General features: G+C 68.0%; 11 protein-coding genes. 9 read left to right on the forward strand and 2 right to left on the reverse strand.

All coding sequences use genetic code 11. The features are described from left to right. Positions 1 to 4: 4 nt before the first annotated feature. Together FHR20_RS10245 and FHR20_RS10250 are read left to right on the forward strand one after the other, a co-directional pair. Complete coding sequence (locus tag FHR20_RS10245; RefSeq protein ID WP_167299560.1) at positions 5 to 682, forward strand: winged helix-turn-helix domain-containing protein; 678 nt, start codon at positions 5 to 7, stop codon at positions 680 to 682. Beyond that, positions 669 to 2,036 (forward strand): sensor histidine kinase, encoded by a 1,368-nt coding sequence (locus FHR20_RS10250; protein ID WP_167299561.1) that lies wholly within the window; start codon positions 669 to 671, stop codon positions 2,034 to 2,036. Before FHR20_RS10245 ends, FHR20_RS10250 begins: the two co-directional genes overlap by 14 nt. A gap of 2 nt (positions 2,037 to 2,038) precedes the next feature. On the opposite strand, the gene FHR20_RS10255 is transcribed toward FHR20_RS10250, so the two are convergent. Beyond that, positions 2,039 to 4,309 (reverse strand): TonB-dependent receptor, encoded by a 2,271-nt coding sequence (locus FHR20_RS10255; protein WP_167299562.1) that lies wholly within the window; start codon positions 4,307 to 4,309, stop codon positions 2,039 to 2,041. Between the two features lie 173 nt (positions 4,310 to 4,482). On the opposite strand from FHR20_RS10255, the gene FHR20_RS10260 reads away from it, so the two are divergent. From FHR20_RS10260 to FHR20_RS10280, 5 genes are all read left to right on the forward strand, one after another. After that, positions 4,483 to 5,157, forward strand: a complete 675-nt coding sequence (locus FHR20_RS10260; RefSeq protein ID WP_167299563.1) for a response regulator transcription factor — start codon at positions 4,483 to 4,485, stop codon at positions 5,155 to 5,157. Then, the gene (locus tag FHR20_RS10265; RefSeq protein WP_167299564.1) at positions 5,147 to 6,523 is read left to right on the forward strand and encodes a sensor histidine kinase; all 1,377 of its coding nucleotides are present in this window, start codon (positions 5,147 to 5,149) and stop codon (positions 6,521 to 6,523) included. Before FHR20_RS10260 ends, FHR20_RS10265 begins: the two co-directional genes overlap by 11 nt. A 171-nt stretch (positions 6,524 to 6,694) precedes the next feature. Beyond that, entirely contained in the window at positions 6,695 to 7,684 is a 990-nt protein-coding gene (locus FHR20_RS10270; RefSeq protein WP_243857282.1) for a YncE family protein, read from the forward strand. Between the two features lie 27 nt (positions 7,685 to 7,711). Then, positions 7,712 to 8,440, forward strand: coding sequence for a phosphatase PAP2 family protein (locus FHR20_RS10275; RefSeq protein WP_167299566.1), 729 nt, complete (start codon positions 7,712 to 7,714; stop codon positions 8,438 to 8,440). Between the two features lie 43 nt (positions 8,441 to 8,483). Then, entirely contained in the window at positions 8,484 to 10,934 is a 2,451-nt protein-coding gene (locus FHR20_RS10280; protein WP_167299567.1) for a TonB-dependent receptor, read from the forward strand. Positions 10,935 to 11,127: 193 nt separating this feature from the next. Here FHR20_RS10280 and FHR20_RS10285 read toward each other — a convergent pair whose 3' ends face one another. Then, positions 11,128 to 13,062: a ribonucleoside-diphosphate reductase subunit alpha gene (locus FHR20_RS10285; protein ID WP_167299568.1), complete on the reverse strand. Its 1,935-nt coding sequence runs from the start codon at positions 13,060 to 13,062 to the stop codon at positions 11,128 to 11,130. Positions 13,063 to 13,738: 676 nt separating this feature from the next. Here FHR20_RS10285 and FHR20_RS10290 point away from each other — a divergent pair. Both FHR20_RS10290 and FHR20_RS10295 read left to right on the forward strand, forming a co-directional pair. Then, a complete protein-coding gene (locus FHR20_RS10290) occupies positions 13,739 to 15,412 on the forward strand; it encodes an MFS transporter (protein WP_167299569.1) in 1,674 nt (557 codons plus the stop codon). Next, positions 15,405 to 16,568, forward strand: coding sequence for an HlyD family secretion protein (locus tag FHR20_RS10295; protein WP_167299570.1), 1,164 nt, complete (start codon positions 15,405 to 15,407; stop codon positions 16,566 to 16,568). Before FHR20_RS10290 ends, FHR20_RS10295 begins: the two co-directional genes overlap by 8 nt. Positions 16,569 to 16,680: the final 112 nt, after the last annotated feature.

Below are 16,680 nucleotides of genomic sequence, written 5' to 3' on the forward strand. Positions count from 1 at the left end.
ATTCGTGAAGCTGCTTCTACTCGAGGACGACACCGAGACCCGCGTGCACATCGTCCGCCTGCTCGAGGCGGAGGGGCATATCGTCGACACTGCCCGCACCGGCCCGGATGCGATCTTCCTCGGCACCACCGGCGCCTATGCCGTCCTCGTGCTCGACCGCATGGTGCCGGACGTGGACGGCCTGGCGGTGCTGCGCGCGCTGCGTGCCGCGGACGTGCAGACGCCGGTGCTCTTCCTCACGGCAATGGGCGAAGTCGACGACCGCGTCGCCGGGCTTCGCGCCGGGGCCGACGATTATCTGGTCAAGCCGTTCGCCGCATCGGAGCTGCTCGCGCGCATTGCCGCCCTTTCGCGCCGCCGCCCCGTCGCGGAAGTGGCGACCGTGCTGCGCGCGGCCGACCTGGAGATCGACCTGCTCAAGCGCCGCGTCACGCGCGCCGGCCGGCGGATCGAGCTCCAGCAGCAGGAATATAAGCTGCTCGAATATCTCCTTCGCCACGAAGGGGAGATCGTCACGCGCTCGATGCTGCTCGAGAATGTCTGGTCCTTCCATTTCGATCCGGGCTCGAACCTGATCGAAAGCCATATGAGCCGGTTGCGGGCCAAGGTGGACAAGGGGTTCGACCGCGAGCTTATCCACACGATCCGCGGCGCGGGCTATCGGCTCGATGCGAACCCCTAGGCTGCTCGTCAGCGGCGCGTTCCGCTTCGCGATCGCGCTTGCCCTGGTGTTCGCGCTCGGCGCGGTTGCCCTGCTCGTGATCGTCGAGCACTCCGTCTCGGCCTATGCAGTGGAAGCCGCCGGCGACGGGATCCTCGCCGAGCACGACGTGCTGGTGAACGAGTTCGACGCGAGCGGCCGGGCGGAGCTGGTCGCCACAGTCAATCGCCACGCCCGTGCCGTGCGCGAGGATCAGTTCCATTATCTGCTCGTCGATTCCGCGGGTGCCAGGCTCGCCGGATCGCTCCCCGCAGCGGCGGCGCGCACGGGCTGGCATGAATTCGACGTCTGGGATTCCGATCAGGGCGGTTCGGGCAGACCGGCACCGGTGATGGCGTTCGGCTCGCGGCTTTCCGACGGCGCGCTCCTCGTCGTGGCGAACGACGTCTCGGACCTACGCGACCTGCGCAGCGGCCTTAGGATATCGACCATCTCGTTCGGAATATTGATCTCGCTGCTCGCGCTCGCCGGCGGCCTGCTGGTCGGCACCTTGTTCCTGCGGCGGCTGGACCAGGTGAACGGCGCGATCGCCCGGATCAACGATGGGCGGCTCAACGAGCGGCTTCCGCGCATCGGCATGGGGCCGGAGTTCGACCAGCTCTCCACCAATCTCAACCGGATGCTCGACCGGATCGAAGCGCTGATGGACGGGCTGCGGCAGGTATCCACCGACATCGCGCACGATCTGCGCACGCCGCTCACCCGTCTGCGCCAGCGGCTCGAACGGATGCAGCTCGGCACCGATCCCGCGCCGATCCCCGAACAGGTCGACGGCGCGATCGCGCAGATCGACGAGATACTCGGCATCTTCGGCGCGCTGTTGCGCATCGGCGCGATGGAGGCGCGCGGCGTGCAGGCGAGCCTGGCCACCGCCGATCTGAGCGAGATGCTGGAACGCCTCGGCCAGATATATGCGCCCGTCATCGAGGATGCGGAGCATGTGCTGCACGAGGCGATCGCTCCGGGCATAGCGGTGCGCGGCGATGTCGAGCTGCTGACCCAGGCCGTCACCAACCTGATCGAGAACGCATTGCATCACACGCCGCCGGGGACGCGCATCGACCTCGCACTGGCGCGCGACGGCGACCAGGTCCGCCTGAGCGTTGCCGACGACGGGCCCGGCATCGCCGCCGCCGAGCGCACGCGCGTGCTGGGCCGCTTCTACCGCATCGACACCAGCCGCAGCACGCCGGGCGCCGGCCTGGGCCTCGCGCTGGTCGATTCGATCGCCCGGCTGCACGGCGCGACGCTCACCCTGGCCGACAATGCGCCGGGCCTGCGCGTCGAGCTCCGCTTTCCGAGGCTCGCGGCCTGAAACTATCGCCAGGTCTTGCGGATGCTGAACCGAAAGGATCGGCCGAGCGGATCGAGATAGCCACGCTGATAGGCGAGCGGGACCGAACCCGACCGATCCCGCACCTCGGGCGCCCGGTCGAGCAGATTGTCGATCGCGAGGAGGAAGCGCACGCCCTCGATCCAGGGATGGCTGCGCCGCAACCCCTCCTGGCGATCGGGGAAGAAGAACAGCCGCAGGTTGAGCGTCACCGGCTCGTCGAAGCGCAGCTGCCCCGGCAGGCCGGGCGCGACGGTCTCGGCGCTCTTCCAGCTGGCATTCGCGCGCAGCCCGAAGCCATGATGGGTGGCGCTGAGCTGGGCATCCACGGCGTGGCGCGGCGCGCGCAGCCCCTCCCCGAGCCGATTGTCGCCCAGCAGATCGATCGGCGCCTGCCCCGCGGCAAGCACCACGCGATCCGACAGGCGGATCGTGTCGTACACCGCGAATTGCAGGGTCGTCCCGGCCGCGCCGAAATAATGGCCGCCGCCGAAGCCGCCGCCACCGGGCAGCTTCGGCCCCGCCCCCTTGCCCGGCGCGCCCCAGGACCGGTTGAAGTTGATGCCGAAGCGCAGGCTCCTGCGCGTCTCGCGGGCGATGTTGAGCGGGCGGGCATCCACGCTGACGATCGCCCCGCCCCCGTCGCGCACGATCCGCTGCGGAAACGCCGCCTCCATCGCCGGCGAGATGCCGGGAAAGGCAAGGATCGCGTCGCGCGTCGCGACATCGGTATAGGCGGCGATCAGCGACATCGTCTTGCCCGGCTTGAACGTCGCCTCGGCCTTGAACAGCGAGCGGAGATCGTGGCGCAGCCCGGGATCCCCGCCGTCCAGGCGCACGGCGGTGACGCTCTGCCCGCTGGCGCTGTCGTAGAAGCGCACCCCGGGCGTCGCGGTGACCGGATCGCCGAGCTGGCGGATCGTCGCCGGCGCCGCCTCGCGGCTCCCGGCGAGCAGCAGCCCGAGCTTCGGCCAGGGCGCCCAGCTCAGCGTCCACCCGCGATCGACCGGCACCGAGGCATCGGAATAGTCGTGCACAGCGAGATTGAGACCGGCGGCGAGCGCGCCGATCGGGCTCGCCTTGCCGAGCAGGGGAAGCTCGATCGCCAGCCGGCCGTCGAACATCCGCCGCGCGAGCCGGCGCGCGACCCCGTCCTCGTCGCGCGCGGAAAGCCGCTCCCCGCTCGCCCCCGCCTTCACGCTCAGCGCGACGTCGCCGGCGGGCACGGCGAACAGCTTCCCATTGGCGACGCCATCGATCGCTATCGCATCGTCGATGCCGCGGCTGTTCCGCGCCGGCGCGGCGCCGTCCGCGCCGGTCCGGATCACCGTCGCGACATGATCGGCATTGGAAGTGATCGACCAGTTCCAGCCCGAGAGCGAACCGTTGAACACGCCGCCCAGATGCCCGGTGTCGGTGCGCGTCGTCCGGGCGAGCGCGCGCGTCGGGTCCGACTGCATCGGGCCGAGCAGCGTCCGCGCGGTGAGGCGATCCGCGCTGGCATTGCCGGTAACGCCCAGCCCGCCGTCCAGCGCCCGGGCGAACACGCCGTTCGCGGTGAACTGGCGGGTGAGCGGCACCAGGGTGCGCAGCGCTGCCTCGCCCGGCGCGCGACCGGCGATGCCGCGCCGCGCCTCGGTCACATCGTCGCCGACCTGATATTGCAGGTCGAGCGTCATCCGATTGCCGCCCGCGATGCGGACCAGGTTCGCCTCGGTGTTGAAGTCGTTGCGCGCACTCGCCTCGGCAACCCGGTCCTCGAGCTCGCCGGTCGCCGAGGCGAAGTTCGGCAGCAGCACGACGTTGATCACCTTCTGGTGCGCCGGATAGCCGAAGCGGAGCGCCGCTTCCTCGGGCAGCACCTCCACCCGCGCCACTGCCTCGGGCGGCAGGTTGCGGATCTCGGCAAGCGAGGAAATGCGCCGCCCGTTGAGCAGCACCACGCTGCCCTCGCCCGCCCGGCCCTGGGTGCCCCCGGCCTGGGCCGAGAGCTGCGCGATCACGTCGCCGAGCGTGCTCGCGCCCAAGGCCTGTACGGCGCCGGCATCGATCGACGTCTCCGGGGGAATCGGTCCGCCGACCTCGCCGCGCACGCGGTTGGCGGTCACCACGATCTCGTTCGGATCGCGCGATGGTGCAGCCGCGCCGCCTTCCTGCGCCCGCGCCGCGCCGACATGCAGCATCGCCGGCACGATGCCCAGGCAGAGAAGGCCGGCGCGCCGAACCGGCCGCCAGGCACGCGGTGCCGACGTCATGGATCCCCCTTGCAGTGTTCGCGCCGGCTTATGGTTCGCCCGCCGCCCGCGAAACAGGGGGGTTTTCATTATAAGTTTGCAATCTTCGCGGCCCCGAAAGCCTTGCGCGCGCGCGTGCGTCAATTTGTCACAAATGCCCGCCAAGCAGGCCGGGCAAGCGGACGAGACCTCCAATGAACATATTGATCGTCGAGGACGACGCCGGGATCGCGCATTTCCTCCAGCGCGGTCTGCGACATCATGGCCTGGAGTGCGATATCGCGCTTTCGGGGCGCGCCGCGCTCACGCTGCTGACGAGCCGCAACTATGACGCGATGGTCCTCGACCGGATGATGCCGGTGGTGGACGGCATGGAAGTGCTGCGCCGCAAGCCAGGCCATGTGCCGGTATTGATGCTGAGCGCGCTCGGCACGCTCGAGGACCGTATCGAGGGGCTCGACGCCGGTGCCGACGACTATCTCGTCAAGCCGTTCGACATCGGCGAAGTGATCGCGCGGCTCAACGCGATCGGCCGCCGCGCCAAGGGCACCGACCGGAGCGACATGCTGCGTGCGGGCGACCTGGAGATCGTGCTGACGACTTTCCGCGCCTGGCGACGGGGCAAGCCGCTGCACCTCAACAAGAAGGAATTCGCGCTGCTCGCCGAGCTGATGCGCAATGCCGGCCGCCCGGTCACCCGCATGATGCTGATCGAAGCGGTATGGGGCTATTCGTTCGAGCCTTCGACGAACATCATCGAAAGCAACATGAGCAGGCTCCGCGCCAAGCTCACGATCCATGGCGATCCCGATCCGATCGAGACGGCCCGCGGCTTCGGCTATACGCTCCACGCCGACGATGCTGCCTGACCGGCTGCGGCCCCGCTCGGTCACCGGGCTGGCCGGCCTGTTCGGCCTTGTCTGCGCGCTCGCATCGGTGGCGATCGGCATGGCGCTCTATGTCCTGGCCGATCTCTCGTTCAATCGGGTGCAGGATGCCCGCCTGGCACGCGAGAAGGCACGGCTGCTGGCTCCGATCGACGGCCGCGCGCCCGGTGCCGGGGACGTCGCCGCGCGCATCGCCGAACGTGTGCGCCGGCGGGAGATCAGCAGCATCGGGCACCGCCTTACCGATACCCGCGGCACCCTCCTCGCCGGAACCGCGGAGCTGCGGGCGCCGCCCGGCCGGGACGGCGCGGTGCTGTTCCGCCAGCCGGGCGAAGCCTGGGAGGCCGCGCGCGCGGCCCAGTTCGCGCTGGCCGATGGCGGCCGGCTCACCATTGTCGCCGAAAGCGAATCGATCGAGGATCTGGGCAAGAGCGTCTGGCCGCTGTTCGGCACGGCGCTGGCGCTCTCGGCGATCTTCGGCGCGCTGGCGAGCCTGCTCCTCGGCCGGCTGATCTCGGCCCGCCTCGCGGCGATCGGCACTACGGCCAATGCGATCATCGCGGGCGACTATTCCCGGCGCGTGCCGGTCGATTCGCTCGGCGGCACCTTTGCCGAGCAGGCCCGAACCTTCAATCGCATGCTCGACCGGATCGAGGCGTTGATGGACAATCTGCGCCAGGTCTCGAGCGACATCGCCCATGATCTGCGCACGCCGCTCACGCGCCTGCAGGCGACGCTGCGGGAAGCCGCCGAAGCCGGGCTGGCGGAGGAGGAACGCACGGCGCTCATCACTGCGGCCGATCGCGAATGCGACGGTATCCTCTCCCTGTTCGCGGCGCTGCTGCGCATCGGCGAGGTCCAGGCCGGCCGCCGCCGCGCACAGGTCGCCACCATCCGCCTGGCCCCGCTGGTCGAGGACGTGGTCGAATCCTATGCGCCTGCTTTTGTCGACTCCGCGCGCACGCTGCGGCTGGAGGCGTGCGAGCCCTGTTTCATCCGGGGCGACGCCGATCTGTTCAACCAGCTGCTGGTGAACCTGATCGAGAATGCGCAGCTGCATACGCCCGAGGGCAGCGCCACGCAGGTCTCGCTGCGCCGCGACGGGGCTTCGGCCGTGCTCATGGTGCGTGACGACGGAAACGGCATTCCGGCGAGCGAGCGCCAGGAAGTGCTGGGCCGCTTCGTGCGCCTGGAACGCAGCCGGAGCACGCCCGGCCATGGACTGGGCCTCGCCCTGGTCGCCGCCATCGCCGGCTTCCACGAAGCGACGGTCGAGCTCGACGATGCCGGGCCGGGCCTGATCGTCCGCGTGCGATTTCCCGCGTCGGAGCAAGGCGCGACATTCTAATTTTGCAATGTAACGCTCCAGGTACGGTTTCGGACGGGACAAGTCACAAGACTGTCATTCGGCGAACCTAGCGCCACCCCTGCCAAGGCCGGCAACGCATCGCCGGCCCATATTGGGGTTGACTGGAACATGACTCGGAAATGCTGTGCTGCGGCGCTCGCCGTGGCAGGAATGCTTGCGCCCATCTGCAGCTGGGCGCAACCGGCGATGCACGCCGACTATCGGATCGTGGACCGGATCCCCGGCGCGGACGGCGGCTGGGACTTCGCCAGCGTCGATCCCGCGGCCGGCCGGCTCTATGTCGCGCGCTCCAACGGCATCATGGCGGTGGACCTGTCCGACCGGAAGGTGACCGCCGCGCTGGCGCCCGCGCATCGTGCCCATGCCGTCCTGCCCATGCCCGGCACCCGGGAGATCGTCGAGACCGACGGCGAGACCGGCCTGACTCGCTTCATCGACGGCGCCACCGGCGCAGTGACGGCGGAAGTCGCCACCGGCGCCAAGCCCGACGCCGCCTTTCTCGATCCCGCCACCGGCCTGGTCGCCGTGATGAATGCCGGCGACGGCACGATCGCGCTCGTCGATCCCGTGCGCCATGCGCTGGCCGGCAAGATCCAGGTCGGCGGCGGCCTCGAGTTCGGCGTCGCCGACGGCAAGGGCCTGGGCTATGTCAACATTGAGGACAGGAATGCGATCGCCGTCGTCGACCTGAAGGCGCGCCGCGTCCTCAAGTCGATCGCGCTGCCCGGCTGCGAGGGGCCGACCGGCCTCGCCCTGGTCGCGAACGGCACGCGGCTGATCAGCGCCTGCGCCAACAAGGTCGCGATGATCGTCGACGTCGCCGCCGCCAAGGTCGCCGGCAGCTTCGCGATCGGCAGCGATCCGGACGCCGTGCTCGTCGACCCCGCACGCGGGCTGGCCTTCATACCCTGCGGCGGCACCGGCACGCTGGAAGTCGTCGACATCGGCGACGCCCGGCACATCCGCCACGCCGGGACGATCCAGACCCAGGTCGGCGCCAAGACCGGCGCGATCGATCCGCGCAACGGCCGCATCTACCTGCCCGCCGCCACGCTCGCCGCGCCCGAGGCCGGCGCCAAGCGCGGCAAGCCCGTGCCCGGCAGCTTCGTCGTGCTGGTCCTCGCCCCCGTCCGCTCCTGAACGCCCCCTCGAAACGGAGACCATCCCATGTTCCTGCGCACTCGCTTCATGCTGCTGCTCGCCGGCGCCTGCCTCGCGGTTCCGGTCGCGGTAAATGCCCAGCAGGCACCGGCAGCCAAGCCGGCCAAGACCTTCAAGCTGCTCCGCGCCGAGGATTTCCCGGCCGATGGCATCGTCCCGGCGCCGCCGGCCCGCGGATCGGACGTCGAGAAGCTCGAGCTCGCCTATCTCCACGCGCTGATCGCCGGCACTTCGCCCGCGCGGATGGAGCAGGCGCGCCGGGACGACGCGCATGAAGACCCCTCGATCTTCGACCAGGCGATGGGCATCGACCTGAAGACGCTGCCGGCGACCTGGGAACTGCTCGGCCTGGTCCATAATGACGCCAACCTGGCGGCCAATATCGCCAAGGAGCATTTCGCCCGGGTCCGCCCCTGGGGCGTCGATCCCACCATGCCGAACTGCGATGCCGGCAAGGGCAAGCAGCCGACCCGCAGCTATCCGAGCGGCCATTCGACGCTCGGTTATTCGGTCGGCCTGATGCTGGCGACGCTGGCGCCGGCCAAGGCCAGGGCCGTGCTCGACCGTGCCCGCGACTATGCGCTCAGCCGCGAGATCTGCGGCGTGCATTTCCCGTCGGACACCGAGGCGAGCCATGTGATCGCCTCCATCGCGGTCGCGCGCATCCTTGCCAGCCCGGCCGCCGCCGCGCGCATCGCCGCGGCCCGCGCCGAACTCGCCCGCATCGCCCAGTGAATCCTTGCCAGTGAACCTTTGAACGTCCCGAGGGGGAAACGACATGAAGCCTCAAACGCGCATCGCATTGCTCATCGCCGGCAGCCTTCCGGCGCTCGCCTGCGCCACTGCCGCCCAGGCCCAGACCGCCGCGGTGGCCGACGACGGCCAGACCAAGTCGACCAGCGCCAACGATGCCGGCCAAGCCAACGACAAGCAGTCGCTGACCTCGTCCGACATCATCGTCACCGGTTCACGCACCGCGGAGAGCGCGCCGCTCACCGCGTCGCTCACCACCACCCAGCCGCAATCGGCGGTCAGCCGCGACTATATCGACAACACCACCCCGGCCGCCGACTTCAACGAGCTGATCGCGCTCACCCCGGGCGTCTCGATCACCGGCGCCGGCAACGGCTATGGCTTTGGCGAGACCAAGGCAGTCATCCGCGGTTTCCAGGACGGCGAATACAACATCACCTATGATTCGATCCCGTTCGGCGACACCAACAACCCGACGCACCATTCGACTGCCTTCTTCCCGTCGAACACGATCGAGACGGTCGTGGTCGATCGCGGTCCGGGCAATGCCAGCCAGCTCGGCCAGGCCAGCTATGGCGGCAACCTCAACATGTATTCGCGCGCGGTGAAGGACCAGATGGGCGGCCAGGTCCAGGCGATCGCCGGCCCGTGGAACTCGTTCATCGGCCGCGCCGAATTCCAGAGCGGCGCGATCCAGAGCCTGGGCGGCACGCGCATCGTGCTGACCGGCCAGATCATGCAGTCGGACGGCGCGCTCACCTACTCCCCGGTCGCCGGCAAGAATCTCTACGGCAAGGCAGTCGTGCCGATCGGCGCGTCGAACACGCTCACCGTGATGAGCACCTGGAACCGCAACCACTATTACCAGTCGGACGTGGCCAAGGGCGCCACCTGCGGCAGCGCTACGAAGGGCATCGCCGGCTTCGCCAACGCCGCGCTGGGCCCCGACGGCCAGCCGCTGACCCAGCTCAGCGGCACGAATTGCGCGGCGAGCTCGAACGTCGGCGTCTATGGCAAGAATTACGGGCTGACCAACGATCCCACCACGATGGACTATTGGCGCTACAACCGCACCGACAAGACCACCGATTTCTCCTATCTGCGCCTCCAGAGCGAGCTGGGCTCCGGCTTCTCGATGGACAATCGCGTCTACATGTACGGCTACACCAACAACACGCTGTCCGGGAACAGCGGCACGGTGGTGACCGGCTTCGCCGGCGCCGGCACGCCTGCCTCGCCCTATGTCGCGGTGACCAAGGCCGGCGACGTGCTCGGCTACAACAAGATGAACAAGTACCGGGTGCTCGGCTATATCGGCCAGCTCAACTACAGTTTCGCGCTTGGCAAGATCCGGTTGGGCGGCTGGTACGAGCATGCCGATACCGATCGCCACCTGGTCGATCTCGACATGACCACCGGCGCGCTGTCGTTCAACGAGAAGTTCAACAACGGCAACGGCTCCGCCGCCCAGAACGCGCTGCCGTCGACTGCGCTGGCCGCGATCCAATATGTGCAGCATTCGAACTGGAGCCAGTACCAGCTGTTCGGCGAGTTCGAGATCCGTCCGATCGACAGCCTGGCGATCACGCCGGGCGTCAAATATGTCCACTTCACCCGCGGCGTCGACGCGCTGGTCAACCAGAAGTCGCGCGGCCCGATCGACACCAGCCAGACCTGGACCAAGACGCTGCCGTTCCTGACTGCGAACTGGGAGGCGATGACCAACTGGTCCTTCTACGCCCAATATGCGCAGGGCATGTACGTGCCCGACCTGTCGAGCTTCTATTCGACCTCGGGCTCGCTCTCGACCGCGCTCGATGCGCTCAAGCCGCAGACCACGACCAACTACCAGGTCGGCACCGTCTGGCACGGCGACAAGGTCTCGATCGACGTCGACGGCTATGTCATCAACGTCAACAACAAGATCGGCACCTGCACCACGGTCGGCTGCGACACCACGCTACTCGTCAACATCGGCCAGGTCCGCTACAAGGGCGTCGAGGGACAGCTCAGCCTGATGCCGGTCCGCGGCCTCACCCTGTTCGCCAACGGCTCGTACAATTACGCGCGCAGCGTCACCACCGGCGCGCAGATCGCCAAGGCGCCGTTCGGCACCGCGGCGGCGGGCTTCGTGTATCGCGACCAGGGCTTCCGCTTGTCCTTCAACCAGAAGTACACCGGCCCGCAATATGCGACCGAGTTCAGCGGCAATCCCAATCTGCGCCTCTATCGCATCAAGCCCTACAGCGTCGGCGAGTTCGCGATGAGCCAGGAAGTCGGCGAGCACTTCCGGCTGGGAATAACCGTCCAGAACGTGTTCGACAGCCGCGCGGTCACTGCCATCTCGAGCAGTTCCTCGGGCGCGCCGACCACCGTCGTGAACGGCGTCAGCTACCAGAACGGCTATGGGCAGGGTGACCAGTTCAACTTCCTGCCGCCGCGTTCCTTCCTGGTCGACGCACGCATCAAGTTCTGATGGCCAAGGGTGCCTGCCGCGTCAGAGCGCGGTGGGCACCCCAGCCCGGACGGCTCGCGTTCGGTCCGAGATGGAGGAGAAGCGAGGCACAGTTTACCCCGTATTTCCTTCAGGAAAAGGCCAGGAAGGTTGAAATACCTTGCTTCCTGAAGCCCGGCCCCGACGAAGGTTTACGATTCCGTGGGATGTCCAGTTACTGGCAGGCTAGGCACTCATCATAATCCGTCGACTCGCCCAGGTTGAACTGCGGCTTCTCGATCGTGTTGTCGGCCTCCACGCCGCCCGCGAAGCCGGCGCGCTGCACCGACTTGGAGCGGAGATAATAGAGCGACTTGATGCCGAGCTCCCAGGCGCGGAAGTGGAGCATCAGCAGGTCCCACTTCTCGACGTCCGCCGGGATGAACAGGTTCAGCGACTGGGCCTGGTCGATATAGGGCGAGCGATCGCCGGCCAGCTCGAGGATCCAGCGCTGGTCGATCTCGAACGAGGTCTTGTAGACGTCCTTCTCTTCCGGGCTGAGGAAGTCGAGGTGCTGGACCGAGCCGCCCTGCTCGAGGATCGAGTTCCACACCGCATCCGAGTTCTTGCTCTTCTCGCTGAGCAGCTTCTCCAGATAGGGATTCTTGACCGAGAACGAGCCCGACAGCGTCTTGTGCGTGTAGATGTTGGCCGGGATCGGCTCGATACAGGCCGAAGTGCCGCCGCAGATGATCGAGATCGACGCGGTGGGCGCGATCGCCATCTTGCAGCTGAAGCGCTCCATCACGCCCATGTCGGCCGCGTCCGGGCACGGCCCGCGCTCCACCGCCAGCGCCATCGACGCCTGGTCGACCTGCGCCTTGACGTGCTTGAACATGCGCAGGTTCCAGCTCTTCGCCATTGCGCCCTCGAACGGGATGTTCCGCGCCTGGAGGAAGGAGTGGAAGCCCATCACGCCCAGGCCGACCGAACGCTCGCGGCTGGCCGAATAGGCGGCCTTTTCCATGCCCGGCTCGGCCCGGTCGATATAATCCTGCAGCACATTGTCGAGGAAGCGCATCACGTCCTCGATCATGCCGGTCTCGCCCTTCCACTCCTCCCAGGTCTCGAGGTTGAGCGAGGAGAGGCAGCACACCGCGGTGCGCTCATTGCCCAGATGATCCTTGCCCGTGGGCAGCGTGATTTCCGAGCAGAGGTTCGACGTGGAGACCTTGAGGCCCAGATCGCGATGATGCTTGGGCATGTTCGAGTTCACATGGTCGGCGAACACGATATAGGGCTCGCCGGTGGCAAGACGGGTCTCGACCAGCTTCTGGAACAGCGCGCGCGCATCGACCTTGCCCCGCTCGGACTGGTCCTTGGGCGAACGCAGCACCCATTCCTCGCCGCCCCGCACCGCTTCCATGAACGCATCGGGGATCAGCACGCCGTGGTGCAGGTTCAGCGCCTTGCGATTGAAGTCGCCCGACGGCTTGCGGATCTCGAGGAACTCCTCGATCTCCGGGTGCGAGATGTCGAGATAGCAGGCGGCCGAGCCGCGGCGCAGCGAGCCCTGCGAAATCGCCAGGGTGAGCGAATCCATCACGCGCACGAACGGAATGATGCCCGATGTCTTGCCGTTGAGGCCCACCGGCTCGCCGATGCCGCGGACATTGCCCCAATAGGTGCCGATGCCGCCGCCGCGCGAGGCGAGCCAGACATTCTCGTTCCAGGTGTCGACGATGCCGTTCAGGCTGTCCGGCACCGAATTGAGGAAGCAGCTGATCGGCAGGCCGCGGCCGGTGCCGCCGTTCGACAGAACGGGCGTGGCGGGCATGAACCACAGCTTCGAGATATAGTCGTAGATGCGCTGGGCATGCGGCTGATCGTCGGCATAGGCCGAGGCGACGCGCACGAACAGGTCCTGGAAGGTCTCGCCGGGCAGCAGATAGCGGTCGCGCAGCGTCTCCTTGCCGAATTCGGTGAGCAGCGCGTCGCGCGAATGATCGACCTCGACATCGAACGCGCGCGGCGCAACCGCCTTGCTGTCGTTCCGCTTGCGCGCCTTCGGTGCCGCCTTGGCGACATCGCTCGCGGCCGGCTTGCCGGCAGTGGCGGGGGCTTCGGCGACGGTCTCGTTCACGCTGTTTTCCGTGTCCCTGAATTCCATGACTCTCACCCCTGAAAAGCTTCACCGGCCTTCCCCCGGGGGAAGGCATCAAATCCCGACTCGAAGGGGCTGCCGATCCTAGCATCGACGCGGCCGCGCGCGAAGAACAAAACATGTCCATCGCACTTCGTCCCAGGCACGAATCGACCCCTTCCGCATATGGGTATGCGGCGGCGCGTCCACCAGTGCTTGAGCTTGCCCCTCAGTGCAACCACAACAGATTGTGCCAATCCGAGTCCGCGCACAAGACCCGAAATGGTTAATTTCCACAACGTTTCGTCGCTAAAATGACTCGGTTCGTGGCACCTGCATATCTGCTGCAATGCCGCGACGCGCGGACTTTCCTAGGGTTTGCGAAAGGCAAGGGAACGAACGCGGAACGTTAATTTTTTTCGCGTGGAGGAATCCGGGGGACCACAAGGGCTTGTGGTCGGCCGCATGATCGCACCGCAGAGGATGGCGATCGCGGCGCGGACGCATCCGCCTTCCGCCATCATCCCCGCAAAGGCCGGATGACGGATGGAATCTCGTAGTTCCGGGCTCCCTTGCCCTCCCGGTGCGCAGTTGCAGTCCACGCAACCGAGCGTTGCCGATTGCGCGATATTCAATCAGACTTGCCCGGGTCTAGAGGCAGTCCTTTGGCGGATCGTTTCGCCGCGAGCGGGATTATGTCGGGATGGCAACGAACGGGGCAGCGACGGGGGAGCAGCCGGCATGGCAGCCGGCCCCGCACGAGCGCTCGCCGATCCCCGGTTCGCCCCCTACCCCCTGGCACCCGCCGCTGCGGCGCGCGGCCTATATATCGGTGGCGGTGCTGGTGATCCTGTCGGGTTCGCTGGGCAATGCGATCGTCACCGCGAACCTGACGACCCTGCAGGGATCGCTCGGGCTCTATTCGGCCGAGATCCAGTGGCTGCCGACCGTCTATGTGATGACGAATGTCTGCGCCAACATGGTGCTGATCAAGTTCCGCCAGCAGTTCGGCATCCGGCTGTTCACCCAGATCTTCCTGGGTGCCTTCGCGCTGACCACCGCCGGACACCTGATCGCGCACAGCTTCGCGACGGCGGTGGCGGTGCGCGCGCTGAGCGGGATCGCGGCCGCCGCGTGCAGCACGGTGGGGCTGCTCTACATGGTGCAGGCCTGGACGCCCGAGCACCGGCTGAAGGGCATCGTGATCGCGATCAGCCTGCCGCAGATCGCCGTCCCCCTCGCCCGCCTCTTCCCCAGCGAAGCCTTCGAGCCGGATCGCTGGCAGACCATGTATCTGTTCGAGCTGGGCCTGGCCCTGTTCTGCCTGGCCGCGGTGCGCCTGCTGGTGCTGCCGCCGGTCGAGCGGATGAAGGTGTTCGAGCCGCTCGACTTCGTCACCTTCCCGATCTTCGCAGGCGGCATGGCGCTGCTCTGCGCGGTGCTGGGCATGGGCCGGGCGCTGTGGTGGTTCGAGGCGCCATGGATCGCGCCGGCGCTGATCGGGGCGATCGTGCTGCTGCCGATCGCCTGGCTGATCGAGCATCACCGCGAGCGCCCGCTGCTCAACACCCGCTGGCTGGCGAGCCGCGACATCGTGCGCTTCGCCCTCGTCTCGATCCTGGTGCGTGTGGTGCTTTCGGAGCAGACGATCGGCGCGTCGGGGCTGCTCACTGTGCTGGGCATGGGCAACGACCAGATGCGGATGCTCTATCTGGTCGTGCTGCTCGCGACGCTGGCCGGCGTGGTGGTCGGCGCGCTCACGCTCGATCCCCTGTTCCTGGGCAAGCCGATCCTGATCGCGCTGGCGCTGATCGGCCTGGGCGCCTGGCTCGATTCGGGTTCGACCAACCTCGTCCGCCCGCACGACATGTATTTCAGCCAGGCGCTGCTGGGCTTCGCCAGCGCGCTGTTCATCGGCCCGGCGATGCTGATCGGGCTGACCCGCGCGCTGCGCGAGGGCCCGACTCATTTCGTCAGCTTCTCGGCGTTGTTCGGCATCACCCAGAATCTGGGCGGCCTGTTCGGATCGGCGATGCTTGGCACCTTCCAGGTGATCCGCGAGCGGGCGCACGGCAACGCCATCGTCGCGCAGCTGGCGAGCGGCGATCCGCTGGTGGCGCAGCGGCTCCAGCAGAATGCCGGCGCCTATGGCCGGGTGCTGATCGATCCCGGCCTGCGCCAGGCCGAGGGCGCGGCGATCCTCTCGCAGACCGTGACGCGCGAGGCGAACATCCTGGCCTATAACGACACTTTCCTGCTGATCGCGGCGATCGCGGCGGGGACGATCTTGTGGGTCTTCATCCCCATCATGCGGATCCGGCGCGAGAACCTGGCGCGCGCCGCGGCCGAGCAGCAAGCAGGAGCAAGGAATGGCTGAGCCGACAACCCCGGCGATCGAAGCGGAAGCGAAGCCGGCGCCGGTGCCGGCCGCCGTGCCCGCGCCGAGCGAGGGTGCGGATCCGCCGCCCACGCCTGAGGTCGCCGCGCGCCGCTGGGTCCCGCCCCGCCTCTCCTGGACCGCCATCGCGATCGCCGTGCTGCTGGTGCTGGCGGGCATCGCGGCAGTGCTGATGGCGTGGCAGGTCTGGCCCTTTGCCGGGAACGTCCAGTCGACCGAGAATGCCTATGTGCGCGGGCAGGTGACGATCATCAGCCCCCAGGTGAGCGGCTATCTCACCGACGTGCCGGTCCAGGATTTCGCGACCGTGAAGGCAGGCGACGTGCTCGCGACGATCGACGAGCGCATCTATCGCCAGCGCGTCGACCAGGCGAAGGCGAACGTCGCCAGCGCCCAGGCGGCGCTCGCCAACAACCCGCAACAGGCGGCATCCAAGACCGCGGCCTATGGCTCGCAGGAAGCGGCGGTCGCCTCGGCCCAGGCGCAGCTCGCCAAGGCGCAGGCCGATTTCGGCCGGATCGACGCATTGGCGAAGCAGGGCTTCATCACCCGGCGCGATCGCGACGCGGCGCTCGCCGCGCTGCGCACCGCCCAGTCGGCGGTGGCACAGGCCCAGGCGGCGCGGACGGTGGCGAGCGAGGACATCCGCAGCGTGACGGTGAACAAGGGCGGGCTGGTCGCCGCAGTGGATGCGGCCAGGGCGGCGCTCCATCTCGCCGAGATCGACCTCGCCAACACGGTGATCCGCGCGCCGGTAGCAGGTCAGCTGGGCGAGATCGGCGGGCGGCGCGGGCAATATGTCACGGCCGGCACCCAGCTGATGGCGCTGGTGCCGCAGACCCTATGGGTGACCGCCAATTTCAAGGAAGCGCAGACGGCGAAGATCCGCCCGGGCGCCAAGGCGAGCTTCCGGGTGGACGCGCTGGGCGGCGCGAAGCTGAACGGCACGGTCGAGCAGCTGGCGCCGGCGGCGGGATCGGAGTTCGCGGTGATCCGCAGCGACAATGCGACAGGCAATTTCGTGAAGATCCCCCAGCGGATCGCGGTGCGGATCCGAATCGATCCGGGCCAGCCCGCGGCGGCACGGCTGCGGCCGGGCATGTCGGTGGAGGCAAGCGTGGAGGTGGGGCACTAGAGTCGCGGCACATCCGGCGGACCCCGTCCCCGCCATCCCCTCCCGCCCCACCACCCCGTCCCAACCCCGTCATCCCCGCGCAGGCGGGGTCCAGGTTTCTCTGCAGCATCGC

Origin of the sequence: Sphingomonas leidyi (genome assembly GCF_011761945.1) — a bacterium.
GTDB classification, from domain to species: domain Bacteria; phylum Pseudomonadota; class Alphaproteobacteria; order Sphingomonadales; family Sphingomonadaceae; genus Sphingomonas; species Sphingomonas leidyi.